This is a genomic window from Streptomyces sp. CB09001 (assembly GCF_003369795.1).
Classification (GTDB): domain Bacteria; phylum Actinomycetota; class Actinomycetes; order Streptomycetales; family Streptomycetaceae; genus Streptomyces.
In genome coordinates this window covers 7749197-7773910 of the sequence record NZ_CP026730.1, presented here as the reverse complement: position 1 = coordinate 7773910, position 24714 = coordinate 7749197, and the positions used below count along the sequence as shown (strand labels likewise).

At 68.3% G+C, this 24714-nt stretch carries 22 protein-coding genes, 1 tRNA gene and 1 pseudogene; 12 read left to right on the top strand and 12 right to left on the bottom strand.

What is annotated here, in order from left to right:
- Positions 1-20 precede the first annotated feature (20 nt).
- Positions 21-1136: a hypothetical protein gene (locus C4J65_RS35915; protein ID WP_115746217.1), complete on the top strand. Its 1116-nt coding sequence runs from the start codon at positions 21-23 to the stop codon at positions 1134-1136.
- On the opposite strand, the gene C4J65_RS35910 is transcribed toward C4J65_RS35915, so the two are convergent.
- Both C4J65_RS35910 and C4J65_RS35905 read right to left on the bottom strand, forming a co-directional pair.
- Positions 1137-1766 (bottom strand): hypothetical protein, encoded by a 630-nt coding sequence (locus tag C4J65_RS35910; RefSeq protein WP_079187626.1) that lies wholly within the window; start codon positions 1764-1766, stop codon positions 1137-1139.
- Positions 1767-2284: 518 nt separating this feature from the next.
- Positions 2285-2358: transfer RNA gene (locus C4J65_RS35905), tRNA-Met, on the bottom strand.
- Positions 2359-2923: 565 nt separating this feature from the next.
- Here C4J65_RS35905 and C4J65_RS35900 point away from each other — a divergent pair.
- The gene (locus C4J65_RS35900; RefSeq protein WP_115746215.1) at positions 2924-3427 is read left to right on the top strand and encodes a hypothetical protein; all 504 of its coding nucleotides are present in this window, start codon (positions 2924-2926) and stop codon (positions 3425-3427) included.
- 196 nt (positions 3428-3623) lie between these two features.
- On the opposite strand, the gene C4J65_RS35895 is transcribed toward C4J65_RS35900, so the two are convergent.
- The 5 genes from C4J65_RS35895 to C4J65_RS35875 form a co-directional block, all read right to left on the bottom strand.
- A complete protein-coding gene (locus tag C4J65_RS35895; protein ID WP_115746214.1) occupies positions 3624-4196 on the bottom strand; it encodes a transcriptional regulator in 573 nt (190 codons plus the stop codon).
- Complete coding sequence (locus C4J65_RS35890) at positions 4196-5764, bottom strand: helix-turn-helix transcriptional regulator (RefSeq protein WP_115746213.1); 1569 nt, start codon at positions 5762-5764, stop codon at positions 4196-4198. The genes C4J65_RS35895 and C4J65_RS35890 overlap by 1 nt, the downstream gene beginning before the upstream one ends.
- Positions 5761-6048, bottom strand: coding sequence for a helix-turn-helix domain-containing protein (locus C4J65_RS35885; RefSeq protein ID WP_115746212.1), 288 nt, complete (start codon positions 6046-6048; stop codon positions 5761-5763). Before C4J65_RS35885 ends, C4J65_RS35890 begins: the two co-directional genes overlap by 4 nt.
- Positions 6049-6166: 118 nt before the next feature.
- Positions 6167-6556, bottom strand: a complete 390-nt coding sequence (locus C4J65_RS35880; protein WP_115746211.1) for a hypothetical protein — start codon at positions 6554-6556, stop codon at positions 6167-6169.
- Between the two features lie 168 nt (positions 6557-6724).
- Positions 6725-8203, bottom strand: a complete 1479-nt coding sequence (locus C4J65_RS35875; protein WP_115746801.1) for a UvrD-helicase domain-containing protein — start codon at positions 8201-8203, stop codon at positions 6725-6727.
- Between the two features lie 156 nt (positions 8204-8359).
- On the opposite strand from C4J65_RS35875, the gene C4J65_RS35870 reads away from it, so the two are divergent.
- On the top strand, positions 8360-10567 hold the full coding sequence (locus C4J65_RS35870) for a hypothetical protein (RefSeq protein WP_115746210.1): 2208 nt from the start codon (positions 8360-8362) through the stop codon (positions 10565-10567).
- A gap of 184 nt (positions 10568-10751) precedes the next feature.
- Here C4J65_RS35870 and C4J65_RS35865 read toward each other — a convergent pair whose 3' ends face one another.
- Entirely contained in the window at positions 10752-11681 is a 930-nt protein-coding gene (locus C4J65_RS35865; RefSeq protein WP_115746209.1) for a 5'-nucleotidase, read from the bottom strand.
- A 742-nt stretch (positions 11682-12423) separates the two neighbouring features.
- On the opposite strand from C4J65_RS35865, the gene C4J65_RS35855 reads away from it, so the two are divergent.
- The 4 genes from C4J65_RS35855 (at position 12424) to C4J65_RS35840 (ending at position 16133) form a co-directional block, all read left to right on the top strand.
- Positions 12424-12642, top strand: coding sequence for a hypothetical protein (locus C4J65_RS35855; RefSeq protein ID WP_115746207.1), 219 nt, complete (start codon positions 12424-12426; stop codon positions 12640-12642).
- A 413-nt stretch (positions 12643-13055) separates the two neighbouring features.
- The gene (locus C4J65_RS35850) at positions 13056-14060 is read left to right on the top strand and encodes a hypothetical protein (protein WP_115746206.1); all 1005 of its coding nucleotides are present in this window, start codon (positions 13056-13058) and stop codon (positions 14058-14060) included.
- A 396-nt stretch (positions 14061-14456) separates the two neighbouring features.
- Complete coding sequence (locus tag C4J65_RS35845) at positions 14457-14630, top strand: hypothetical protein (protein ID WP_162833517.1); 174 nt, start codon at positions 14457-14459, stop codon at positions 14628-14630.
- Between the two features lie 552 nt (positions 14631-15182).
- Complete coding sequence (locus C4J65_RS35840; protein ID WP_162833516.1) at positions 15183-16133, top strand: hypothetical protein; 951 nt, start codon at positions 15183-15185, stop codon at positions 16131-16133.
- An 84-nt stretch (positions 16134-16217) separates the two neighbouring features.
- Here the strand turns inward: C4J65_RS35840 and C4J65_RS35835 are convergent, their stop codons facing one another.
- Positions 16218-17558, bottom strand: coding sequence for a HEPN domain-containing protein (locus C4J65_RS35835; RefSeq protein ID WP_115746203.1), 1341 nt, complete (start codon positions 17556-17558; stop codon positions 16218-16220).
- A gap of 297 nt (positions 17559-17855) precedes the next feature.
- Between C4J65_RS35835 and C4J65_RS35830 the strand changes: the two genes are divergently transcribed.
- The 3 genes from C4J65_RS35830 to C4J65_RS35820 all read left to right on the top strand — a co-directional run bounded on the left by C4J65_RS35830 (position 17856) and on the right by C4J65_RS35820 (position 20623).
- Complete coding sequence (locus C4J65_RS35830) at positions 17856-18722, top strand: PIN domain-containing protein (RefSeq protein ID WP_162833515.1); 867 nt, start codon at positions 17856-17858, stop codon at positions 18720-18722.
- Positions 18719-19558 (top strand): hypothetical protein, encoded by an 840-nt coding sequence (locus C4J65_RS35825; protein WP_115746201.1) that lies wholly within the window; start codon positions 18719-18721, stop codon positions 19556-19558. The genes C4J65_RS35830 and C4J65_RS35825 overlap by 4 nt, the downstream gene beginning before the upstream one ends.
- 246 nt (positions 19559-19804) lie before the next feature.
- A complete protein-coding gene (locus C4J65_RS35820; protein ID WP_115746200.1) occupies positions 19805-20623 on the top strand; it encodes a TIGR02391 family protein in 819 nt (272 codons plus the stop codon).
- Positions 20624-20875: 252 nt separating this feature from the next.
- Here C4J65_RS35820 and C4J65_RS35815 read toward each other — a convergent pair whose 3' ends face one another.
- Positions 20876-21421 (bottom strand): TetR family transcriptional regulator, encoded by a 546-nt coding sequence (locus C4J65_RS35815; protein ID WP_115746199.1) that lies wholly within the window; start codon positions 21419-21421, stop codon positions 20876-20878.
- Positions 21422-21591: 170 nt separating this feature from the next.
- Between C4J65_RS35815 and C4J65_RS35810 the strand changes: the two genes are divergently transcribed.
- Complete coding sequence (locus C4J65_RS35810; protein ID WP_115746198.1) at positions 21592-22431, top strand: oxidoreductase; 840 nt, start codon at positions 21592-21594, stop codon at positions 22429-22431.
- A 697-nt stretch (positions 22432-23128) separates the two neighbouring features.
- Positions 23129-23512: a carboxymuconolactone decarboxylase family protein gene (locus C4J65_RS35800; RefSeq protein ID WP_115746197.1), complete on the top strand. Its 384-nt coding sequence runs from the start codon at positions 23129-23131 to the stop codon at positions 23510-23512.
- 9 nt (positions 23513-23521) lie between these two features.
- Here the strand turns inward: C4J65_RS35800 and C4J65_RS37275 are convergent.
- Together C4J65_RS37275 and C4J65_RS35790 are read right to left on the bottom strand one after the other, a co-directional pair.
- Positions 23522-23689, bottom strand: a pseudogene (locus tag C4J65_RS37275) (transposase); the annotation flags it as partial.
- A 365-nt stretch (positions 23690-24054) separates the two neighbouring features.
- Positions 24055-24705 (bottom strand): SMI1/KNR4 family protein, encoded by a 651-nt coding sequence (locus tag C4J65_RS35790; protein ID WP_240330605.1) that lies wholly within the window; start codon positions 24703-24705, stop codon positions 24055-24057.
- Between the last annotated feature and the right edge of the window lie 9 nt (positions 24706-24714).

Below are 24714 nucleotides of genomic sequence, written 5' to 3'. Positions count from 1 at the left end.
CCGAGCAGTTGCGAGGTCGGATGCTGCTGCAGGCCGGAGTGAGCCGCGTCGGCTATATCCGCGAGCAGCTCGATCCGGTGCGCAGCGGGCTTGTCGTCAGCGGGGCAGGGGCGGCGGCGAAGGTCCGCAAACTGCGCGAGGAAGGGTTCACGGGACCGCTGCTGGCGGATCCCGCCGTCTACACCGTGGCGGCGGCCAGCGAGGACGACCCATTTCCCGACGTCTCGCAAGGCCAGCTGGCCTTCGGCGACCCGCTGCAGCTGTCGATCGAGGAGCAGGTGGGCCACCGTGCGGGCGCGACGGCGGCCATGACGCCCACCGGATATCTGCACGCGGAAGACTCCGACGCCCTCAAGGCCGCCGTCCACCAGGTTCTCAAGCTCGAGGACCCCCACGTCTTCTTCAGTGTGCCGGTGGACGTGGCGTGGCTGCGCGACGACGCTGTCGGACAGTTGATCGCCTGGCTCAATGTCGTACCGAACCCCAAAGCGGTCATGCTCGGCGGGCAGATGGACCCGCTGGCCGGCTTCTCCCAGGCGGTGGGCAACCTCAAGCGGCTGCTGGCGGAGGTCCCCGGGACCGCGCTGCTGCGTGCCGACCTCGCGGCGTTCGGGGCTCTGGCCCACGGGGCGGCGTTCACCGCTTTCGGCGCCACCAGCAGCGTGCGGCACATCGTCCCGCCTGGCCAGGCGGCCAAGCGGTCCCCGGGCGGTCCGAACTCGCCCTCCGTGCTGCTGCCGGAGCTGATGGACTTCTTCCTCGGCGAGACGCTGGCGAAGAGGTTCGCCGCGGGCCTGGCGCCGGTGTGCCGGTGCGCGGCCTGCGACGGGCTCGTCCTGGACACTTTCGTCAGCAATCACTGGCAGGTGCCGGCGGCCGCCCACAATGCGGCGGTGCTGATGGGGTGGCTGCGCAGCATGGACGCCGTCGAGCCAACCGGGCGGCCCGCGTGGTGGCAGCAGCGCTGTCGGCGCGCGGTGGACCGCTACCCGGTGCTCAACGCTGAACTCGACCATCCCGGGTTCAGCGCCTTCAAGGTGCCCCAGCAGCTGCTGCAGTGGGCACAGGCCCCCGTCGGCCCGCAGGCCCCCTCGACGGCACGCCCGGTGGCGGGCGCGGAGCGCGGTGAGCCGTGACTAGCCGATGCGGTGGTGGAACTCCTCTATGAAGCACCATGCCGCGGGGGTATGGCGGCGCGGGGTGTAGGACCGGGGTTCCAGAAGAAGGTCCACGCTCTCGCCGTCGGCCACCAGGACGCCGATGCCGTAGAAGGCGGCTTCCATCAGCTTCTCCTCAGGCGCAGGTGGAGCGCTGTCCAGCAGCAGGGCGCGCCGGCAGAAGGGGGCGAAACGGCCGGCTTGCTCGAGTCCTCCGCGCCAGCCCGCGGCGCTTGCCCGCACCACGGCGAGATCAACGGTGAGCGGCCGCACCGCGCGACGGGTGACCTCACAGCGGTCGACGTCGGCGGCACCGGCCGGAAGCCGCCGTACCGCCGAACGCAGCCGTGCAGGCAGCGACGCCAGTGCAACGGGCTCGTCGACGGGCAGCTCCAGAAGCGTCTGCAGCGCATCAAGTCTGTCGAGGCGGGCCGCTGAGACGCGGGCGCGGCGTGCGCATTCTTCCTCGTCAAACCGGTAGAACAGCAGCGCCTGGCTGCCCATCAGCTGGAGCGAGACAGACAGCGCGGCAGGATCCAACAGGGCCGCAGAGGCTGCGCGTACCGACGTGCCCACCGACGGGCTGGCCAAGGTCACCATGCCGTTCACCCTGCCTCATCCGACTTCAGCCGCACCCGGCGGCCCCGACTATCCCACCCGATGGGGCACGGCCGCCTCGTCCAAACGTTCCAAAAATGCGCCCAATCCCTGCCACAGTGCTATGGCGCCGATCGCCGGTAGAACTACCGCTGTTCCCCAGACACCAGGCCTGCGCTTGGCATGCCTGGCCAGGTGGACCACGGCGCAGGTCCCGCACGGCACGGCGGCTCGGTGACGGTTATGCGCAGACCGGCTTTTGTGCAGACCAGGACGTGCTGCGGGATCCCAGCGCGGACCGCGCACATGGCGACCCTGCACCGTATGCAGACGCCAGCCGCTGCGATCCGCGCACCGTCACCGACGACCCCTCCGTTCGCCGCAGAGCGTCCAGCGAGAACGGCCTGGGATCGATCACCTCGGTCAGGCAGCAAGGACGGCCGGGCTCCCTGCCGGGCAAGAGTCAGACGTGGGCTCGTGCCAGGAACACGAAAGAGCCCGGATCGTGTAGATCCGGGCCTCTTCAGCAGTAGCGGGGACAGGATTTGAACCTGCGACCTCTGGGTTATGAGCCCAGCGAGCTACCGAGCTGCTCCACCCCGCGTCGGTATCCCCCACCGTACGTCATCCCAGCAGCCGCCGAAGACCACGTTCCGGTGCAGGTGTAGGTTCCACGACTTGGTAAGCAATTCCGCGTGATCACGAGCACTGTGCGAGCAAATCACCAGTTCGTGAGCAATAGCTGGCGTGCGGGGAGCCTTGGTGGTGTTCACTGAGGTGATCGACGCCGTCGTGAGGGGATCCATGGATGCTGAACCTGCCGAGCCGGAAGAGGCAGCAGCCGCGAAGCCAGGCGCTGTCGTTGCTACAGCGGAGGTGACGCTGCCAAGTCTCAGCGTCGCAGTCACTGCGAGACGGCCAAGGCAGTCGCGGAGGCCCCTGAAGAGCCTGGGAACCTCACCAGGCTCGTCCTCACTCCCCTGGGGAACCGGCCCTACAAAGCCCCTGAGGTCGTACCTGCCTGGTGGCGGCTGCGGAGCACCCACGACAGCGTCTCCGGCCTGTTCGACACGCTTCATCTGGTTCGCCGGACACGCGCGGCGCAACATAACAGGACGACGCGTGGGCGCCTGCACTCCGACGCCCAAGACCTCCTGCGAGCGGCCATCGTGTTCACTTCCGCCGGGCTGGACGCCACGGTTCAGGCGCTGATTCATCACTCAGTGCCGGTACTGATCGCCCAACCAGGCACCCCGAGACTCAAGTACGAGAGCTTCATCGAGCAGCAGGCCAAAACTCCCCACGTAGACGAGGACTTCCTGGCAGCACTGAAGGAGCAGGATCCTGGTGTCGCACTGCTCGACCTCTACGTCGTAAGCAAGACGAAGGCGAGTTTCCAAGGAAGTAGCGATCTCCGTGACCGCGCTGGCGCTTCGCTGGGCATTTCCAACCAGCAGATCCCGAAGGCGCGGTTTGCCGCCCTCGATGCCTTTTTCACTGCCAGGAACGATGTTGCACACCGGCTCGACATGGAGAACGTCGGTCAGAGCACGACCAAGCCACTGACGAAGATCCGCGCTCAACAGGATGTACTGCAGATGTGTGACCAGGCTCTTCTCCTAGTCCGCGAACTGGTCAAAGAGACGGCCGTGAATCTGGCCGCCAGCCGCTGAGCGCCTTCACGCTCCGAAGGCCCAGACAAGCGAACCGATTCAGGACAGCGCTCTTACCCTGAAGCAGCTGAACTGCTGCAACCAGATTGCTCATGATCCGCCGACGAACTACATCGTCGGCACTGCTTACCCATTCGGATGCCGCAGGTGAGTGGCTCGCGAGCGCTTACGAGTCTGCAGTTCCTAGAGCAGGGCTCTATGCGGCAAAGCCGACGTTGGTGACGTACTCGTACTGGCCCCACTGCGAGCCGAGGTCGACGATCGTGTCCTGCCACGCTGCGTCGAGGCTCTGGTGGTCGCCGGCCGCCCAGGAGCCGACGATGCGGTCCCAGCGGCGCACGTTCATCGTCCGGTACTCCACCACGCGCTGCAGCTGTTGCGGCACCTGGGACTGGTTGAGCGGGTGGATCTCCACCCGGGTGCCGCGTCCGTCGCGGTTGAGGCGTCTGAGGAGGTGGCGGGCGACGTTGTGACGGCGCACCGTCCGGTACGCCTGGTCGATGCGTTCCAGGCTGGTCTTGGAGGGGCGGCGTTTGCCCTCCAGCCAGGCCTTCAGCGTCCGGTGGGTCACGGTGAGTCCGGCGTCCTGCGCGGCCTTCAGGGTCGGGGTCGACTTCGCCAGGTAGTGCAGGCGCGCCATCCAGCCGCGCTTGGCGGTCACGGGAGTGGCGATGCCGCCCGCGAGTTCGTCGAGTTTGCGAGCGACGGCGTCGCTGCCCTTGATGCCCCGGGCGCCGAACCGTCCGAAGTCGATGTTCTTCTCTGGCACTACTCCCCCTCGTCTGCGTGCTCAGCGACGTCGCTTCCGGCGGTGTACGTGTCCTTGACCTTGACCTCGGTAACAGCTCGGCCTTCGGCGAAGACACGGCGCCAGTCACCGATGACGTGGAGTTCGTCGGTGCCCATCGCCCGGACGACGGCCAGGCCCTCGTCATGGGCCTTGAGCGCCTTGAGCCACAGATTGGCGAAGGCCTGGCTGCGGATGAGGTGCATCCAGTCCGGCCGGTAGAGCTCCCGGTTGTAGTTCGACTCCCCCATCGTGGAGACGAACTTCGAGTACATCGCCTTCACGTACTCCAGCGTCACCGTGTCGCCCTGCTCGATCGCCGTGTCGCGGGCGTCCTTCAGGGCGATGCGGAACTTCTCCAGCAGGTTCTCCGTGGCCCCGGAGGTGTACGACTCGTGGATCTGAGGAGGGTCGCACAGCTGGTGCTTGGGGCCGGACAGGCGCAGCAAGAGGCGGAGCGTCGGCTCGGTGACCCACAGGGGACCGGGCTCGTCCCGCTGGCCGATCGGGTTGGGCAGCACCGCCTCGTGCTCCCACTCGGGCGGGGTGATCAGGTGGACTCCGGAGCGGCGGCGGTCGTGGGCGAGGCCGGTGGAGTGCTCGAGCTGGCCCAGGGGGAGGTGCGTCTTGAGGGCGGAGAGGTAGGCGCCGTTGATGTCGAGCGCGGTCACCTGATGCCGGCCGGGTGGGAGTTCGTGACGGGTCCACTTGGGGCGGGCTTCCCAGATCTGGTCCGCGCCGCGCGCGGTCTGCTTCTTGAGGATGTCGGGGATCCAGGGGTGCGCGATCATGTCGTAGCGGGCGCCCTTACGGGTCTCGTCCAGCAGTCGCATCGCGTCCGGGATGGCCCGCTTCACCAGCGCCGCCGTGGCTGCGTCGACGTCGCCCTGGTGCTCGGCGAGCGCGCCCTGCACGGCCTCGCGGATCAGGTCGACCGGGCCGGACGTCTCCTGGAACGCGTGGCGGGCCGGGCCCTTGGAACGCTCCGTCGCACGCGCCGGACGTGTCGTGCGCAGCGGCTCCTTCGAGGTGTGCGCGGTGGGCTGTCCGGCTAGCGGGGCAGCTGGGGCCCCGGTGGCGGTGGGCTGGCAGTCGGCCGGGGTCAGGTGCTGAGCGAACCCCGCCACGCGTTGTCCGGCGGGACGGCCGCACAGCACACAGGGCTCAGGGGCGACGAGCAGCTCCACGTCGTCCCCTTCCTCGTCCTGGCCGAGGTCGAGCGAAGACAAAGGGGTGACAGTCGCGGCCGTGCCTGACGTGACGGGTTGCTCCGCAGTCGGCGCCGCCTCGGTCTCGGTCTCGCTCTCGGTGGCGAGCTTGGCGTTCAGCCCGTCCAGCAGGTAGGCGTATTTGGTGCGGATCTCGCCGGCCGGGTCCCGGCCGCTTTCCCATCCGCTGAGGGTTGAGGGGCTCACGCCGAGCGCGCGTGCCACCTGTGCCTTGGACAGCCGAGCCCGCTCCCGCAGCTCGCGGCGCACGTGGCAGGGCGGGAGTTCGGCCTGGGGGCCGACGGCGTCAAGTAGCGAGTCGATCGCGTCGAAGTCGCTCACCGGCCCGTCCCCCTTGCTTCGGTCCGCGCGGTACGGCGCCTGTCGGCGGGCAGCGCCTCGCACGCTCTGGTCGGACCCGCCAGGAGATCCAGCGCGCCGATGCCGTAGTGCTCCGCCAGGACGTCGACGTCGCGCAGGCTCCAGGAGATGGTGCCCGACTGCCGGCGCGACACCTGTGTCTGCGTCAGTCCCAGCACCCCTGCGACCGACCGCTGCGATTCACCCGTTACCTGCATCAACGCGGCCACCGTCAGCCGCAGCAACTCCTCCAAGCGCAATCCCATGCCACCATCTTACCTGAATCCATGCAACGTCCGCATCTGCATCAGCTTTTCACTATCGTCAATGTAGAAAAGCTTTCAGCGTTCTGAGGGAGCTGAAGGTTCTCGGGCACCCGGTGTGTCAGCGATCCATGCCGCCGGGATCACGCGGAAGCCGTCGGGCCGCGCGCCGGGCTTCCCGATTCGCCTGGCGCGCCTGTTCCACCGCACGATCGGACAGGCACCGCGGGCACACGAGGTCCACGACACGGCGGTGCAGGGCCCGGCGCTGCCGGAGCCCGGGCGGTGGCGGCCACCCACGGCAGTGGCGGCGCACTGTACGCACTCCAGTGCCCAAGAGCGCGGCGACCAGGGAGGCGTTGCCGGCGTAGTTGGCCAGGAGGAACGCCATCTGCGCCTGGTGGCCGGCCGCGAACTCGCTGAGCTCCTCGGCCTGGAGGAGGGTGTCGTGGCGTTCGCAGCGCGGCGTCTTCTTGTTGTTCCGGGCGATGCCCGGCGAGCTGATGTCCATAGCTCAAGAAGCCTGCCGGGGGCTGTCTGTGGACAGCGGGCTGCCATTGAGGGCTTCTCGCCTGCGCCGTCATCGACAGAGGCAGCCGCCCGTCCCTTGCAATCCGTAACGCTGCTCCCGTGCATCTTCCCGGCGGAGGCTCCAAAGGCCCGGAACCCGCCCTGGGCATCACCGCGGTGGCTGAGGACCGGCCGATGCTTCTTGCGGATGCTCGTTGATCCAGGACAGGCCGCCGATGTCGAGGCGGTGCCGGGTACGGGTGACGGCTACGTAGGCCAAGCAGGCCTCCTTGTCGTCGATCCGGCGGACGGTTCCCTGCCCCGTGTCGTGCGGCGGCCCGTCGGAGGGTGGGGTGAAGTCGTCGGCGATCTTCACCTGCGCCCATTCCCGGCCTTTGGCCTTGTGCGCGGTGGAGACGGTCACCTCGGCCTGGTCTTCGGGCGCGGGATGGGCCACGGCGGCCAGGATGGCGTACGCGCCATGGGTGTCGACCAGGTCGACCAGGGGTTGCAGATCGCGGCCGGCGGGGTCGTAGGCGGCGTAGTCCTGCAGATCGCCCCAGGTGGTGAACAGAACCAGTTCGGGGTGGGTGGTGCGGCGTCCTTCTTTGAGGTCGCGGGCTGCCACGGCCAGAGCACGCAGGCTGTCTCCTCCCCCGGCCAGCGCGACCCGGTGTCCGTCGGACAGCAGCTCCATGACCTGGGCCATGGCGCCGACGTTGGTACGGCACAGGACCGCGTCAGGCCGGGTGACGGGGCCGAGTTCGGTGGGCACGGTGTCGGCGCCGGTGAGACGGATGGGGGCGTCGGCCAGGTACAGCCAGCGGTTGGCTTCCTCGGCGAGGCGGGGGCCGAAGCGGAAGGACCGGGAAAGGGCAAGCTGGGTGCCGTCGAAGCCGGCCATGACGTCTTTGGCGCCGCGCCAGTGGTAGATGGCCTGAGCGGAGTCGCCGACCATGACCAGCTGGGCGTGGTCGCATTGGGCAAGGAAGATCTTCTCGACGACGGGGTTGGTGTCCTGGGCCTCGTCGAGGAGCAGGAAGTCGGCGTCGACCTTCGGCTGGGTGAGGGCCCAGAGCTTGAGGTAGTGGTCGTGGTCGAAGCGGACGGCGCCGTCGTCGGGGTGCTGCAGGTCCAGCCATGCCTTGCGGGCGAACGGGACGAGGTGCGCGGCGAGTTGCGCGTGCAGGCCGGGCTCTTCCAGGCCGCGCAGCTGGGGGATGTGGTGGCGGGTGATCGTCGCGTCGGCGGTGTGGCAGAAGCGGGCCACGGTGCGCAGGGTGACATAGGAGAGGGTCTTTTGGGACAGGTCGCGTTCTCCGACGCGGATGGCTTTGGTGATGCCGAGCGCTTGGCCGGTCTGCCAGGCGGGGCGGCGGGGGGCGCCCAGGCGGCTGGCGTAGCGGTGCCCGACGACGGCGTAGGCCAGGGCGTGGGCGGTCTTGCACAAGACGCTTTTGGGGAAGCGCCTGGTGGCGTCCTGGGCGATGGCCCGGTTGTAGGCGAGGTAGCGGCCGCGGCGCTGGGTGGCGTGGGCGAGCTGGGTCAGGGTGGTGGTCTTGCCGGTGCCCGCGCCGGCTTGCAGGGCCAGGTGTTCGCCGGCGTGGAAGGCGTCGGCCGCGGCAGCCTGTTCGTCGGTCGGGTTCAGCACGGCGCGGCTCCGGAGGTGCGGGTCAGGCAGTGCCCGACGGCCGCGAGGAGATGGGCTGGGGTGGTGTGGGCGAGCCGGTGCAGCATCGAAGATCTTGACGCATGGGCGGCACCCCTCTCCTCGGGTGCTCATGCGAATCCTGCGGTGCGGCGGATGCTCGGCCGCCCCGCCTGGGTAGCCGTCCAGTCTTCTCCGGTCGGCAGCAGTGCGTGGCGTGCGGGCGCAAGGCTGCTGGATGCGCAGTGGGCCGCGAATCGCTCGCTGCAGGGGGTCAGTGCCGAGGAGATCACCGCGCTGAAGCCGGAGCGCCGCCAGCAGCTGGTGAAGGATCTGGTGCATCAGGCGGGGAACGGGTACGCGGTCGCGGCGCGGATGCGGGACGTGGGCATGCTGCGCGTCGAGGATGTCGAGTGGTGGCTGGAGGACCTGCGACAAGTCAGGGCGGAGCACGTCAGCAGCGCACCGGCGTTCTTCGCCCTGGATGTGCTGGCGGACGCCGTCGATGAACAGGACGCAGCCCGAGTCGTTGCTGCGGCCGAGGCAGCCACCCCACGGTGGGAGGCTCTGGCCGCGCGCTTCGCTCCCACCACGCGCGCCGAACGCGCCCATCAGCGGCAGGTGCCCGGACGAGGCGACAGTCGGCACTGGAGCGCCGAAGATGCCCTGGGCGAGACGGAGTTCGCCGCATTGATGCGAGCCTTGCACCGTGATGTGGCCGTTTCGGGCGGACCACGGCCTGTACCCGCCTGGCCGGCCCTGACCGAAGCCCAGCAACATGCCGTCGCCGAGCGGGCCCTGTCGTTTTTGTGTACCGGCCCGGACGCCACGGACGAGGTCAGAGCCGACCTCATCACCGACGCCTGCCAGGTGATCGAGGCCTGCGATCGCACCCTGCTCGACCGTGTGCCGGCCGCGCACTGGCTGCAGTGGCTGCCGGGGCTGTGGGAGGTGCCGGGCGGCTACATACTGCTGTCTTCGGCGCTTAAGCGGGCCGCCGCGTACGACGAGGGCGCCACGATCGCGTTTCTCGCGCAGACGATGACCTCGGACGTGGCTGCCGTCGCCTTCCAGCAAAGGCATATGCGACTGCCGCAGCTCAGTGCTCAGGCATTGGACCGCCTCAACGAGGGGCGGCACCCCTCGGGCCAAGCCCTGGCCGCGCTTCTCGACATCGCCGCCGCAGCGCTGCCCGCAGAGACGGCCGAGACGGCCCTCGGTCTGCTGCACCGCAGCGTTGCCGCCTGCGCGGACAACGACACGGATGCCTCCGCGGACCGGGACACCGCAGTGGCATCAGGTGCCTGCCTGGCCGCATGCCCGATGACGACGTCCGTGTTCAACAGCCTGATCAAGATTTTCGAGGACGACGTCCAGCTCGCGCGGGACATCATCGACCAGGCCCACAGGAGCGCGTACCACGCCTGGTCCGCTCTGACCCCGTCGCAGCGCGGACGGCTGTACCTGTGGGCGCGCCGGGCACTTCCTCGGCAGCAGGTGGCTCCCGGTCGCATCGTACGCAGCAGCCCTGTCGACGAATTCGCCTCCACCGTTGTGGGCCCGCTCATCGCGCAGCCCTCCCTGGACAACGCCGCCATCCTGGACGACCTCGCCTCACAGACCGGAAGCGTGTGGCTGCAGGCGGACGCGGCGCAGATGCGGGACACCGCGCGAGCTCAGGCGTGGCGGCCACCCACTGTCCAGGAGATACGCGAGGTCCTCACCTCACCCTCCCGCCGGATCATCGGCTCCCGGGAACAGCTCGCTGCCGTGATCGCCGAAGCGCTGGGGGACATCGCTGACGACCTGCGTGCCGACCGGGCGCTGCGCGCCCAGCTCTGGCATCGCCAGCGCCGGGACAACGACTGGATCAGCTATGTGCCCGCGGAAGAGCGCGAGGTGTCGACCTGGCTGGCCCGTGAGCTGGAGCGTCGGCTGCGGGAGAGGGCGGCCGTCTTGCGGGAGGTCGAGATCAACCCGCGCCTGGCGAAAACCGATGGCGACATACCCGACCTGCTGGCCGTCGCCCACACCACCGGTGACCAGGCGCTGTCCGTGCCTGGCGAGGTGAAGTGCAGTTGGCACAGACAGGTGGTCACCGCCATCCGGGACCAGCTCGGCCTGCGCTACCTGCAGGGCCCGGAAGGGACGACGGGCGTGTATGTGGCTGTCTACTTCGTCGGCAGCGCCTGGGACACCGGCGACAGCCGACGCGCGCAGTCAGCCCGCCGTAACCTGGACCGGCTCCGGCAAGACCTCCATCAGCAAGCAGCCGATCTGGCAAAGCAAGGCATCACCACCCATGTCTGCGTCCTGGATGCCTCGTTGGAAGCCGACGCCCCGTCCGACCAGAGACCGGGATGAGCGGGCCAGACTGCGTGATCGCTCAGCCTGGGCTGTCGGCAGCCGTATGCGCCGGCGAGCAGCAGCCTCTCCCCTCGCTGGCGCATGCACCTATGCCAAGACCCTGGCCAAGAGATCCTTCACTGCGTCCTGCAGCCCGTAGCGGTGGCCGAAGCGTCGCGGGAAAGGTCCCTCCCTCCGGATCTCATTCGTTCATTTTGCCGAAGGGAACGTGCACGCTGGGGGTGCTTCGGGAGGTTCCGGCCAAGTGGCTAACCTGATCGTCGAAGAAGATATGGGGCTTGAGCACTTGCATGATCTTGCTCTTGTCTATGCCACCGAGGAAGAAGGCGTCGTTGACGGTCACGCCCCATCCCTTCAGGCTGCGCACCGCGCGTTCGTGGGCAGGTGCGTTGCGAGCGGTGACAAGTGAGACGTGAACGCGGATCTTGTAGTCCGGGTCTGTGGTCCGTTGCTCTTCTTCGCGCCGCTGGAGCCGGTTGACGTTGGCGAGGAAGTCTCGCAGCGGGCCCGGATCGTGCGGCGTCGCAGCGTTCACGCTCTCGTGGGAACGGAAGCCTTCGATGCCATCGGCTTGGAAGACCTGCTCCGAGGAGTCGTCGGCGAGGACTCCGTCAAAGTCAAAGGCGATCCGCAGATCCTGGTCGCCGGTGTCATCGGCTGCTACGGGACCGAGCACGCGTCCCGCAGGCAAACCCAGGGCGACCGCCTCGCGGACATCAGTTTCGTTCGCGGATAGGAACAAAGACATGTTCAGGGCCGGTATGAAGCGGTAGGGCGAGCGCCCCTGCATGAAAATAGCCCGGCTGATCGCCAGGCCGTGCGCCTCGATGGACCGCATGACCCGCAGCCCGGTGTCGGGGTCGTTGCGCGACAAGACGATGACCTCTACCAGGGGATCGTCGGGTGAACTCAGATCGTTTAGAGACAGCAGACGGCGGATGAAAGGGAAGGCAACCCCCGTGCTCAGAGTGTCCTCCAGGTGTTCTTCCTGGTACGCCCGGTAGGACTCTTCTCCCTGCTCACGGAAGACAGTGTCCGACTCTGCGAGGTCGAAGAGGGCGCTGGAGGCGATCCCGATCACCAGGCGGTTGGCAAGCTCGTAGGGTGGCACGAGTCCCTCCTATCCCAATTTAAACATGCGTCTCGATTATGACATCGGGGTGCGCGTGACCGCCGCGCGTCGTATGGCGGCCCGGCAGTCTGCCGGAGACTGGCGATGGAGGGCTTCGGCGCGGCGGCGGCCTAGAAAGGTCTGACGCGGACACATGATCATCGGCGAAACAGGCGGCAGCGCCGTACCGCGGACCACGGCACTGCAGTCCGGCGGGTCGCCCCTTCAGCCGAGCAGCGGCCGGAGCCGGGCACGGGACGCGAGCGGGCACGACTTCGTGGCACCAGCTCTCGACGTTCTTGGGGCGACAGCAGCGCTGGCGTCAGCGGCGCTTCATACAGATAGTGTCGGCCCTCGCGAAGTCCTCAGGATCCTCGTCCGTCAGCAGACCGTCGGGATCATCCAGCGGCGCCACCAGCGGGTGAAGGTCATGTCCGGCAGGATCGTTCTGGCCGTCGTGCCATCGTGCAACCGCCCGGCCTGCGCCCGCGACCAGGTCGGCGAGTTGGAGAGAGGCGTGGTCCACTGATCGGCCGCGGACCAGGTCTTGGAGGTGGTTTCCGCTGATGAGGCCGTGAACGACGCCCACGGCTGTGGCCCCGCGCTCCAGGACGTCGAGCTTGTCGTCGGTCGCCCGATGGCCGTGTCGCGGTGGCCGTCGCCACGCCCCACGAGATCGTGATCTGGGACCCTCGAGACCGGAGTCCGATCAGCCGGATAGACACCCCCGTAAACCGCCGTCATGACCCCGCTCCCCCACGTCCCGGGAACCTGTCTGCTGGCAGCCGGCAACGGCATGCGGCCGTGGGAGCCCCTCACCGGGCGTCTCGTGCATTCCCTGCTCACCGCGGCACCGGTCACCAACATCGTCCGCACCCCCGGCCGCACGCAGTACGTGCACATCGGCGGTCCGACGGGGCTTGCCACCCTGAGTTGGCCGCTGCAGGCAGAAGCCTCGTAAAGACGCCACCGCCCAGCAATGCCCACCGTCTTCGGAGTCTCTGCTCTTGGAACGGCGGGGGGTACTGGCGGCTGGGCTGTCAGATGTTCGGCTACGGCTGGTGCACGGTGCACGGCACGAGATGCTCGCCCTGCGGGACGCGTGCCGTCACGCGCTGGCCGAGGCCGGTAGGGCAGCCTCCTGCTTCCTCCAGCCCCGCTCAGCAGTTGCTGTTCGACGCCTTGGACTGAGACGCCTGACACTCAGACGACGATGCCCAGGTGACATTCCCCCGTAGACCATCGCGGTGGGCAAATGTGCGCCTGCAACTGCGGTTGGGCGATTGGGCTGCACGGATCGGACAGAAATATAGGTGCAGCAGGGCTCCGCACGCCGTCACACTCTCAAGCACATGACGATCCCCTGGAGTTGTAATGGCACAGCCGCTTGATCCGCTGACAGTTCAGCGGCTCGCGTACGTCCGGTACCTGTACCGCGAGGGGGTCGAGCAGAGTGGGCAACCCTCGCCACTGCGCTCCCGGGCCATCACGTCCTTCCACGACGCGGTGGAGAACTTCATCGGCCTCGCCGCGCAGCATTTGGGCGTGGACTTGAAGAAGAACGCGGAGTTCCTCAGCTATTGGGAAGCGATCAAACCAGTCTATGAACTTCCCAAGAAGGATCAGATGAGGCGCCTCAACGACGCCCGCGTCGCTCTCAAGCACAACGGAACTTTCCCCTCCGCGCACCAGATCGAACAGGCCCGCGAGACCGTTGTCGATTTCTTCACCACGGTCACCCCCAAGATCTTCGGTGTCGAGCTCGACACCGTCGACATGGTCGACCTGCTGACTCAGCACGAGGTCAAGCAACTGCTGCGCGACACACAAACGCATGCCGACATCGGCGACTACGTCCAGGCCATGGCCGGCCTCAGCCTGGCATTCCAGGCACTGCTGACCAACTACCAGAGCGGCGAAGAGCCAACCAGACAGTCAGCCTTCAACTTCGGCGAGAGACCCTCCCCTTTCGATGAGCCTCGCGGGGAGTATCGGGACCCTGGTCTCAGGCGACTGGAGAAGCTCGACAACTTCATGGTAATCACCCAGGACACTCTGTTGGCCATCAGTCTCGGCATCGACTACGCGAGCATGGCCCGCTTCCACATCCTGACCCCCCAGGTCCGCACCTACAGAAACGGCGACAAGCGCTACCACTTCGGAAGGGCCCTGGAGGAGGTAACATCCGACGACTACGACTGGGCGCGGCACTTTGTCATCGAATCGGGCCTGCGCGCGGCAAAGGCAGATGATCTCCAGGCCATGGAGAAGAAGAGGTGGGAAGCCAACCAGAAGACCAGGAAACCCCTGCCTCATCGTTTTTGGACCGGGCCCGTCGCCCCCGAGGACAGGAGCGAAACCGCCTTCGATTTCCTGTGAGACCAGCGACCTGAGTGCGCTGCACGGTGATAACGGCTGACCAGAGCCGCCAGATTCTCCCTGGAACGGGCGTGCCCGGCTGCGCTGCCGGGCCAGGGCTGTTCCAAAGTCCTGGCAGGGTGGATGAAGGTGCTGGTCACGGGGTGGTGACGATGTCGGTGAGGACCGCTACGTACAGATCGAGGCTCCCGTTGTGAACGGATGACCTTGCGAGTCGTCGTCCAAAACCGGAGCCTCGATGTGTCGTCGGTCTGCCACCGTCTGTCTCAGGTAGGCGCGGGCGGCACCCGCTCGCCTCAAGGCGAAGGGTCGGCCGAACCGCTGTCCTGCGTTCTGGCGTTGTCAGTGCCGGGTGGGACGATGATGCGTGTGAGATCCGCGCAGCAGGGGGCGGCTGTGGCTGTTGAGTGGGAGCGCATCGGGCAGCCCCGATTCGGCCGGATCGTCGAGGCCCTGGTGCACCGCATGTACGACGCCACGGCGACGGTGGAGACGGTCAACGGACGCGGCGGGGACGACGGCATCGACATCACGGTCACAAGCGGGCCGCAGGTGCGGATCTTCAGCTGAAGTACTACCCGGACGGTTTCCCGACCGCGTCGTTTAAGGGCCGCCGCACGGCGATCAAGGCGTCGTTCGAGCGGGCGATGCGCCACGCCCCGTTCGAATGGATTCTGGTGGTGCCCTGCACGCTGACCGCGGCCGAGCGGGTGTACGTGCATGCTCTGCCTTCCGGGCGCACGGTGCGGGTGCAGGTGATGGACCGGGCGGAGCTGGACGAGCGGCTGGCGGTGCACGCGGATCTGGAGGCGTCGTTCACCCGCGGCCAGCTGTTCAAGGCCGCGAAGGTCTACAACCAGGAGCGGGCGCTGCTGATGGGCGGTCTCGCCGACGTCGGCGCCCAGGTGCAGGCGCTGGGCCGGCAGGTCGACGGCCTGGACGACCACTGGACGGTGGACTTCGCCTGGCAGGCGGATGCGGTGATGCACGTCTTGCGGGGCAAGCACCCCGCGCCCACGAGGTCTCCCCAATCGAGATCACCCTGGCCGGGGCCGGGGATCTGGCCCGGAGCTCGCCGACGCCGTCCGGGCCAGCCTGGGATTCGGGCGGCCGGAGGAAGTGGTGCTGCCGCCCTCGGCGGTGGACAGTCTGACCCTCACCGGGCCCGACTGGCTGTCCGGTGCCCACGGCGAGGTGGAGGTGCGGTGGCGTCCGGCCCAGACCGTACCGCCCGTGGCCCGGGACGCGGAGGTCATCTTCCTCGACAGCGATCAGCAGGTCACCGCCTCCTACCCGGCCACGCTGAGCCATCTGGGGCGCGGCAGCATCGGCCGCTCCGTCGATGTCGAACTGCCCGGCGACAGGCTGCAGTTGATGATTCCCGACACGGCTGGTGAGCCTGCCTCACTGCGCTACGCCTACGACCTGCACCGCCTTGAGCCGGCCGCCGCCGCACCTGTACTGAAGATGCACCGGCGCTTCGCGGTCGGCGGCCGGTTCCAGGTCCGCGCCGACGGGCACGACGTCGGAGGCGGCGACCTGCCGCCCCAGCCTGCCGCGGTGCTGGACCTGGCCGAGCAGCTGCTCCTGTATGTCGAGGACCTGGAGACCGTGCAGCGCCACTGCGAGCAGTACTTTCTCGTTCCCGGCGACCTTGCCGCGAGCGAGCGGATAGCCCTGCGCGTCGCGCGGCTGCTGATCGAGGGGCACTGCGCCATCTCGCCGTTCGTGCTCAGGGTCCACTGCACGCTCGACGGCCAGGACTCCCCCACGCTGCGGGCTGTCCTCGAGAACGGACCTCAACCAGTGCACGGCGTGTGCCAGCGTTTAGCCCTCACCCTCGCCGGACGGCATCTCGAACTGGGCCCAGTTGTCTTCTTCCACCCCCGAGCCGTCACCGAGGACGGCGCACGGCTGGCGGCCGCCCTCGACGCCGGAGAGGCTGCCGGCATGGAGCTGAGCATGCGGCCCGCCGACGGCGAGCACTTCCGGCTGCTGCTGCAATCTCTGGCGCCCACCGCCGAACCGTCCGCCGTTCCACTGAACCTTGCTGGCTTTCCCGAACCACGCTGACGGGGCTGCGGCCGCACGGGCGGACTCCCCCACGGCGCCCCGCCCGGCAGGTCCGCGCGTGCGCACCAGGCATGCCTCCTGGGTTCAGGACGCGGGTGCGGCAGGGTGGGCGGCCAGGTACTGGTCGACGGCGGTGGTGATGTCGCTTCGGGCCTGACCGGACAGCAAGGAGTCGTCCAGCTGCTGCAGGACCTGCTCGCCGCAGTTCATGGTGGTGCTCAACCATCGCAGGAAGACGGAGAAGGCGACGTTGCGCACAGCCGTGATGTCTGCGTCGGACAAGGGGCGTTGGGGTTCGCCGTGCGCATAGCGGGAGCGCTGGGTGTAGGCGCGGCCGACGGTGGCTGAGACGTTCAGACGGGTCTGGTCGCTGGTGTGCAGAGCGGCCGCGCGTTGCCGGGTGGTGCGGCGTTTGTCGCTGCGCCCATCGGAGGCGAGCAGGGATTCCATAGCGACGACGTAGTCCAGCAGGACGTCCTCAGCGTCGGCTTCGTCGACGAAGTCGCCGCCGAAGGTGCGTTGCGAGGCACGCAGCAGCCGGCGGCTGGCGCTGTCCAGGGCAATGGCGGTCGGGCTGGGCTTGCCGGTGCTGCTGGTGCGTGAACGCACAGTGATGATCATGGTGTGGACGCTGGTGCAGAAGTGAGTGAATGCCGGTAGCTGGGCGGGGATAACGTAAGGGCCGTGGCGGCGGTGGAGTTCGCCGACCTCGTGCCCGAGGTAGTCGAAGGCCGGTTCGATCATGGGTGCGCCCCAGGTGCCGCGCACGTGTCGGCCAGCTTCCACGTGGTAGTAGGCCTCGGGGTGGAGGCTGGCGGACAGGTCCCACATCTGCAAGGTGAGCAGGACGTCGGCGTGCGGGCGCTCTGGTCGGCGATCGAAGTCGGGGAAGTACAGTGCGCCGCGGCCGTAGTTGCGACCTTGGGGAGCGGGCGTACGCAGGAACGCCGAGCCGGCCAGCAGTGCCGGGTCGATGGCGGGAGCCGGTAGGTGGCGGGCTGTGCGCGGCAGAGCTACGAGAGCCTGCGCGGTGGTGCGGCCGGGCACGGTCAGCCGGTAGGTGCCTAGTGTGATGTCAGTGCCAGCGGGAAGGTCGGCGTTGAGCAGGATCCAGGTCTCGATGACCGGCTGATCACAGGTGGCGAAGTCTGCCAGGTCAGCGGCCAGGTCAGCAGCCGGCACTGGGACCCCGGCTGCTGCTGCCCGGGCGAGGTGGTCCAGCCCGGTCACTGCGGCGATCGCGGTGGTGTCCAGCGTGCCGTCGCGGTACAGGTCTGGGCGCCGATCGGCAGGCGCGAGTTCGGCCAGGGCCGCAGTCAGCGCTTCCCAGGAAGGTCCGCCTGGACGGCCGCCCGCCGCGTCGGGTCCGGGGGCCTGCAGCCACTGCTTGGTCAGGCTCTGAAGGTCCGTCGCTGGTGTGGTCACCGGGATGACGGTAGCGGCCTTCCCTCCGGCAGCTGAGCAGCTTTTCCCAAGCTCTGCCCGAGCCTGGGGGCGGGTGGCTGTGGCCTGCGTGGCTTTCGGGGCGCGGAAAACGGAACTCGCACCGGGCGCAATCAACGCTGGCAGGATGGGCCGGACGGGGCGCACCGAGCCCCGTCGGGGGGAGAGAACTAGGGCATGCTGAGAGCCGGAACGACCTGCACCGACGCAATCAATTTCCTGGAAAACGATCTCGTGGCCGGGAGCCTCAACGACGTCTCCATCCGGATCCCTCACACAATGAGGACCGGCGCGGAAGCCGCGGAAACGATGCGGGCCGTGCGCAAGCGGTACGACGAGTGGACCTGGAAGGCCGCCGAGGAGCTCAACCGGCGGTTCAGCGACCGGGAGATCGCGGGACAACTCCGCGCGGGCCGCTACAGGGCGATCCTCACCGCACCGTTGGACGAGGCCCGGCTGATGATGTACGTGGAGCTCGCCGAGCTCCAGGACTACTTCAGGTCCGTGGCAAACCGGGTGCGTGCCATGCAGGAGCGGTACGGGCGCGCCGGTGCCGTGCGGTACGTGGTGCTGGACACGAACACGACACTGCACTTCACACGGTTCGACAAGGTCCCCTGGCAAAAGGTGTTCGGGAAGGGCACCGCGGTCATGGTCCCGCACGTCGTGGTCGACGAGATCGACACCAAGAGCTACCAGACCGGGGACAGGAAGATCTCTAGGCGGGCGCGTGGCGTGTTCCGGCTGCTGGAGTCGGTGCTGGAAGCGGGGCCCGAGAAAGCGGCCGCGGACGACGGGACCCCCGTATTCATCGCGGCCGATGAGCCCGGGCATGCCCGTCTTTCCGTGCCGGACGACGAGTTGGTGGCCTCGGCGCTGCGTCTGCACCAGGCCGTCGCTCCCGCGGAGGTGGTCGTCATCAGCCGGGACATCGGTGTTCGGACCCGTGCCGGCACCTGGGGGCTTCCGGCACAGCCCTTGCCCGACACGTACCTGATCGAGGGCGGCGAGCTTCGCCGGCAGGAACTGGAGCAGGCAGCGGCCAAGCTCGTGCCGGACGGGGACGTATCGCAGCGGTCCGCGCCCAAGGAATCCGCCGCATCCTCCTCGGGCCCGGCGGAACGTCAGGCGGGGAGCGGCTCGTGAACGAAGAAGACGGACAGGACGGGCAGGGCCGCCAGGACCGCGCGGACGCGGTGGACCGCGAGATGGCCGCACGCCTGCTGCCGAGTCCGGTTGTACGGGCGCTGGGCCGCTGGTGGGAGAAGAATGCGGCTGCTTACGCGGACGGGACACCCGGCGCGCACATCATCCGGTACACGCCCGGCCGGTGGGCGCAGATCACTCCGTGGCCCAAGTCGCTGGCGCCCACCTCCGCAGGCGGTGACGCTACGGTCAGCCGGGCGGAGGTGGCCTCGGCCGTCGCCGACGCGCTGCGGCGGGAGGCGTTCCGGGAGGCGCTGGTCGCAACCTATGTATGGGGCAAGGGAAAACGCGGCACTCCCGGCGGCAGCGGACCGTCAACCCTCCACAAGACCCTGACCTTCGACGGCCTCGACGCGGCGCTGGCCGCCGCGGTCACCGCATTGCGCGAGCACGGTGCACCACAGGCGTACGCCGCGCTCCAGGGGCAGGTTCCCGGGCTCGGGCCGGCCTTCTTCACCAAGTTCCTCTACTTCACCGCAATCGCCGTGCCGCCCGACCGCGGGCCGCGGCCGCTCATCCTCGACCGCGTACTGGCCAGACGGCTGCGGCAGATCGCCGCAGCCGTCGGCCGCGAGAGCGGCCACGACGTGGACGGCTCGGTCGCCGCCTGGGTGTGGTCGGACAGCAACTGGACGCCCCACCGGTACGGGGTTTACCTCTTCTTTATGCACGCCGCCACCGGACAGCTGGCCACAGGCGACAGTTGGCCGTCCGGCGCGGCCCCCGACCTCCTCGAATGCGCGCTGTTCACCACCGCCTGGGAGGCATCAGGTTAGCGGCGCCCGCCGGCACTGGCAGGTCGGTCCGGGCTCCGCCCGGGGCGGGCGCCAGTATCGATACACGGCAGAGCGGAACTGCCGTCGACCACGCCGCAGTCCGTGTTGCCAAGCCCCACCAGCGGCTGCGCCGTCTGCCAGCATTCACCGCGTCGAAGCCGAAAAAAGTCCCAACGGGGCAACGGCTGTTGGTGTCATCCTGGTCGGCTGGCCTGTACACGGAGCAGGCCCAGGAAGGACATTGGCATGAGCGCCTCCACCAAGCACCCCCTCTGGTCCCCCGCCACCGTCACCGCGGTTGCCGATGTCCTCGCCGCCACGAACGACGGCCTGATCGGCCGGGAGATCGATCACCTGCTCGCCCTGACAGGCGTTGCGGAAGCCGAGGGATCAAACAAGCGGGAGCGGCTGGCCCGCGCCCTGCTGGCGCGGCAGGCGCGTGACCAGGCGTCGAACTGCGTGATCAGGTTCATCACCGAGGCGATGGCCCCCGTGCGCTATGCACGGCAGCCCGAGGTGTTCTCCCGGCGCCGCAACGACCTCAACGAGGTCCTGGTCCATGTCGGCCTGCGGGTCAACGAGGAGGGAAAGGTGGCGCGCGGGCCAGCCGCAAGCACCCTGGACCAGGCGGCCCGGCACGCCAACTCCCTGCGGGCGGAGCTGCGCCGCCGGGATACGCACCCTCAGGTGCTGGCCTACTGCACCCGGGAGATCCTCGCCAAGAACGCCTTCCACGCCAGTCTGGAGGCCGCCAAGTCCGTCTTCGACCGGCTGCGGCAGCTCACCGGCGAGCAGCTCGACGGCTCGCAGCTCGTCGACGCCGTCCTCATGCCCGGGGCCACCGGTACACCGCGGGTGGCCGTCAATACCGGTTCGACGCCGACGGAGAGCGGTGAGCAGAAGGGGTTCGCGATGCTGACCAAGGGGCTGAGCAGCATGTACCGCAACCCCACAGCACACGATCCGCGGCTCAGCCGGCCCGTCAGCGACGAGGAACTGCTGGAGCTGCTGACCACCTTGTCGATGGTCCACCGCCGTCTCGACCACGCCCGCGTACAGCCCTGATGGCTCGTCCTTCGGAGCGTCTGACCAGTCCGTCCGATCCTGCGGCAAGACCGAAATCCCGTGCCGATCACACCCTTCCGAGTCGATCACTGGTCCTGCAGCTCAGAGGACACGTCGGCTTCTGAAGCCCCGGGGAAACCCCGGCTTACAGACACACCGGATCCTGAAACGATCACTAGATCCCCAGGTCAGCGAGTCGCCCATCTCGTGATCGCTGAAGGATTTGTCAGCGTTCCGCGGTGGGTGGTGGTGTCAGGTCGCGCCGAGGCCGTTCAGGAGGGTGGCGGCGACGAGGTCGGCGGCCTGTGGGGGTTCCAGGTCGGGGAATCGGTGGGCGGCGGTGTCGACGAGTTCGTCCAGGATCGTCCGTGCCCAGGTTGCGTCGACGCCTGCTCGTAGGTAGCCCTCGTCCAGTGCGCGGCGGATGAAGGCGTCGAGGCGGGCGCTCTGCTCCTCCCGGCGGGTCCAGGCGGCGGGGTCTTTCTGCATCATCAGGCGCATGTCGACCGGCCATTCGCGGCTGACGGGGATGATCCCCTCCAGGTAGCGGTGGAGGGCGACCGGCAGGGGGGACTCGAGCAGGCGGGCTTCGTCCAGGACGCGTTCGGCGGAGTCGAGCTTGGCCTGGAAAACGGCGCTGAGCAGGGCTTCACGGTTTGCGAAGCGGCGGTGGACGGTCGTGCGGTCCACTCCGGCGGCGGCGGCGATGGCCGCCATGGGGGTGCCTGGGTCCTCTGCCAGGAGTCGAGCTCCGGCGTGGAGGACGGCAGTCAGGTTACGCGCGGCGTCAGCTCTCATGATGCCGACATTCTACACCTGTGCTTTACTTAACTGAGTAACATCATCACGTGAGATGCAACATTAAAATTTACTGCATCATCGATGTTGCAGTCAGGCCGATTTTGTCTACAGTGAAGTTGCTGTCCCGTTCGGGGCGGCGAAGCAGGTGACGAAACGAGGCACGCGTCATGGCACGAACCTGGCTGGTCACGGGGGGCTCGCAGGGCCTCGGCAGGGCCCTGGTGCTCGCGGCCCTGGGGGCCGGCGACAACGTCGTGGTGACTTCCCGCAAGCCGGAGGTGCTGGCTTCCCTGAGGGCCGAGCACCCGGACCAGCTGGAGGCGATGGCGCTGGACGTCACCTCCGCGGTCCAGTCCCGGGACGTGGTGGCCGCGGCGGTGGAACGGTTCGGATCGGTTGACGTCGTCGTCAACAACGCCGGCTACGCCACCAGCGGCTCGATCGAGGACTTTCCCGAGGACGAGTTCCGCGCGCAGGTCGATACCAACTTGTACGGCGTGGTCAACATGACCCGGGCGGTCCTTCCCGTCGTGCGCCGCCAGCGGTCCGGTCACATCGTGCAGATCTCCTCAATCGGCGGACGTGTGGGCGGTACGCCGGGTCTGAGCGCCTACCAGACCGCGAAGTTCGCCGTCGAGGGGTTCTCCGAGGCATTGGCGAACGAGGTGGCACCGTTCGGTGTCAAGGTCACCATCGTCGAGCCGGGCGGCATCCGCACCGGCTGGGCCGCGGGTGCCGCGGAGCCTTCCGGTCCCGTGACCCCCGACTACCAGGAGACCGTGGGCCTGTGGCTGGCCCGGTTCGCGGACTACGCCGGCAAGGAGCCCGGTGACCCGGACCGCATGGCCCGCGCGATCATCGGCGCCGTGGACGCCGAGGAGCCCCCTCGCCGGCTGCTGCTCGGCAGCGACGCCCTGGAGATCGCGATCAGCTCGGAGGAAGGCCGTCTGGCCGAGGCCCGCAAGTGGGCCGAGGTCAGCCGTTCCGCGGACTACCCCGCCACCTGACGGCACTGTGCGGGCGCGGCAGCGGGCCGGTCGAAGCACCGGATCTCCGGGCCGCCCGCGCCGGCCGACCGCCCCGTCGGCCCTGCTCCTCATACGGCGTCGTCATCGTCGTCGTAGGCGCCGAATCGCCAACGACTCCCAGTACGGCCTGTCCGGCGGTACCTGGACCTCTGATCCCGACCGCGCCCCGGACACCGCCCGCGCCGGCTGCGCGCCGGTACCGTCACGCCGAACGGATCGCCGATCAGCTTCGGCGGCTACAAGGCCAGCGGCCTCGGGCCGTGAGTACGGTACGGCCGGTCCGACCGGCTACGTCGAGCACACGTCGATTACCCGCTCCCGGTAGCCCCCCCTCAGCGGGACGGACTGCCGGAGAACGAAGGGCCCGTCCCGCACGGCTCCCCGATCCGCCCATGGCCCAGGGGCCCGCTCGAAGACCATGGGGAGCCCCGCCCCCGCAGTCCGGACGGGACATTCGATCCACGCCCCGCAGCCCGGACGCTTCACCCACCGAGCAGACCAATTGCGCACGGTGCGAGCGTGGAAAGCAGCCTCGTGCGACGAACAGCCGTCGCGGCGAGCAGCAACCCCCAGCGAGTGAGGAACCCACCCTCCCCCGCAGCCGAACCCTGAACGGCGCGTGGCGGCCAGGACCGCCGGCCCACCACCCCGCACGACCGACCGACAAGGAGCAGAGATGAGTACCGACGACGCCTACGAGCAGGCGCTGGACACCGCGAGCGAACTCCTGGGACAGCGCCTGGAACTCCCGATGAGTCCCGGCGAACCGGCCTCCGGAGCCGACTTCCGCAAGGTCGCGACTGTGCACACGTTCGGGGACTCATGGACCCGTACCGCACTGTCGACGCACGACCGGTCCCTGGTCTCCGTCGCCATCGCCGCGACGCTGGGCGCGTTCGAACCGCTGCGCGGGCAGTTGCGCATCGCGCTCAACAACGGCGTCACTCAGGACGAGATCGTCGACCTCTTCATCCACCTCGCCGTCTACGCAGGAGCGGCCCGCGCCTTCGAGACGTACCAGGTCGCGTTGTCCGTCTTCGCCGAGGGGACCTCCCCCTGAGCTTGCCTTTTAACCAGTTCGGCGCGGTTTCGTGCCGACTTTGTGGTGGGCGGGACGGCTGAACGCCTCGCCGGTGGCGAGGACTCTGCCCACGTCGTGCCGGGTGGCTGGGCGGCGATTTCTCGAGCCCGGTGGCCTGCCGGGGCCGGGACGGGAGGGTTTCGGTGCACCGGCCGGAGAGCCGGTCTTCACGTGTGCCGACGACGGCACGACCGGCACCGTTGTCCACTTCCGCCCCGACGAGCCCGTGCGCACAGCAGCCGGACCAATCGCGGACGAGCTATCCCGGGCTCGGGGGTTAAACAACAAGCTCAAGGGCGACGGAGTTCACCAACCATGCTCGGCATTGCCCTGCTGCAAAGCCTGGCCCTCACTCGGGAGGATGGAGGACCGCTGGCGAACTGTTGGCCGACGCTGAAAATGCCGACGGGTCCGGCATTGAAGGTGCCGATCACTGGGAACAGGATCGCCCCACTGGGGTGGTCCCAGCGGGGCGTTTGTCGGCGAGGTGTCGCGGCCGTCGGCAAGGTGCCGTGGCGCAATCAGTCGAACTTCATGCCGAAGTACGGGTCGGGTTCGCCTGTGTAGGGGTCGACGCCGGACTCCCACCGTCGTCGTTCCTCGCGCCAGTGGACGAAGTGTGGAGAGGGCTCTCCCCAGAGGGAGGCGTAGCTGAGTGGGCACTCCTCGAAGCCCTTGGTGAACAGGCGCCGAAGGAACTCCGCCATTCCGCAGTCGTAGATTTTCCGGTGGGGCCAGCCGTGCCGTTCCCAGACGACAACGGGCCACTTGTTGGGGTCGTGGTCAAGGGTGAGCCAGCCGAGGATGTCGGCTCCGCAGCTGACGCCCCAAGCGACAACAGAATCAGGTCCGGCATCGACCTCGTCCGGTCCTCCTTCGGACTCCCACATGTGCCGCATGTTGGCTGTCTCGGCCGCCATGCCCCCGAGGTAAGGGCTGTCGGCCGGCTGCGTGCTCGCTTCGGGGGTCACGACGCTCAGCGCGTCGTCGATGCCGCCGGCTCCGTATGTGCTCATGAAGGCGATGTAGTCGGAGGGGAAGCCGACTCCCCAAGCCCGCCGGGTCGCATCCCAGTCCACCTGCTCATCGGCCCCGTCATGTGGTGGCATTACCACCGTGAGTGCGGCGAGAACTGTTCCTTGAGACGGCATGTCCCCTCCAGTGGTGTGCATCGTCTGATG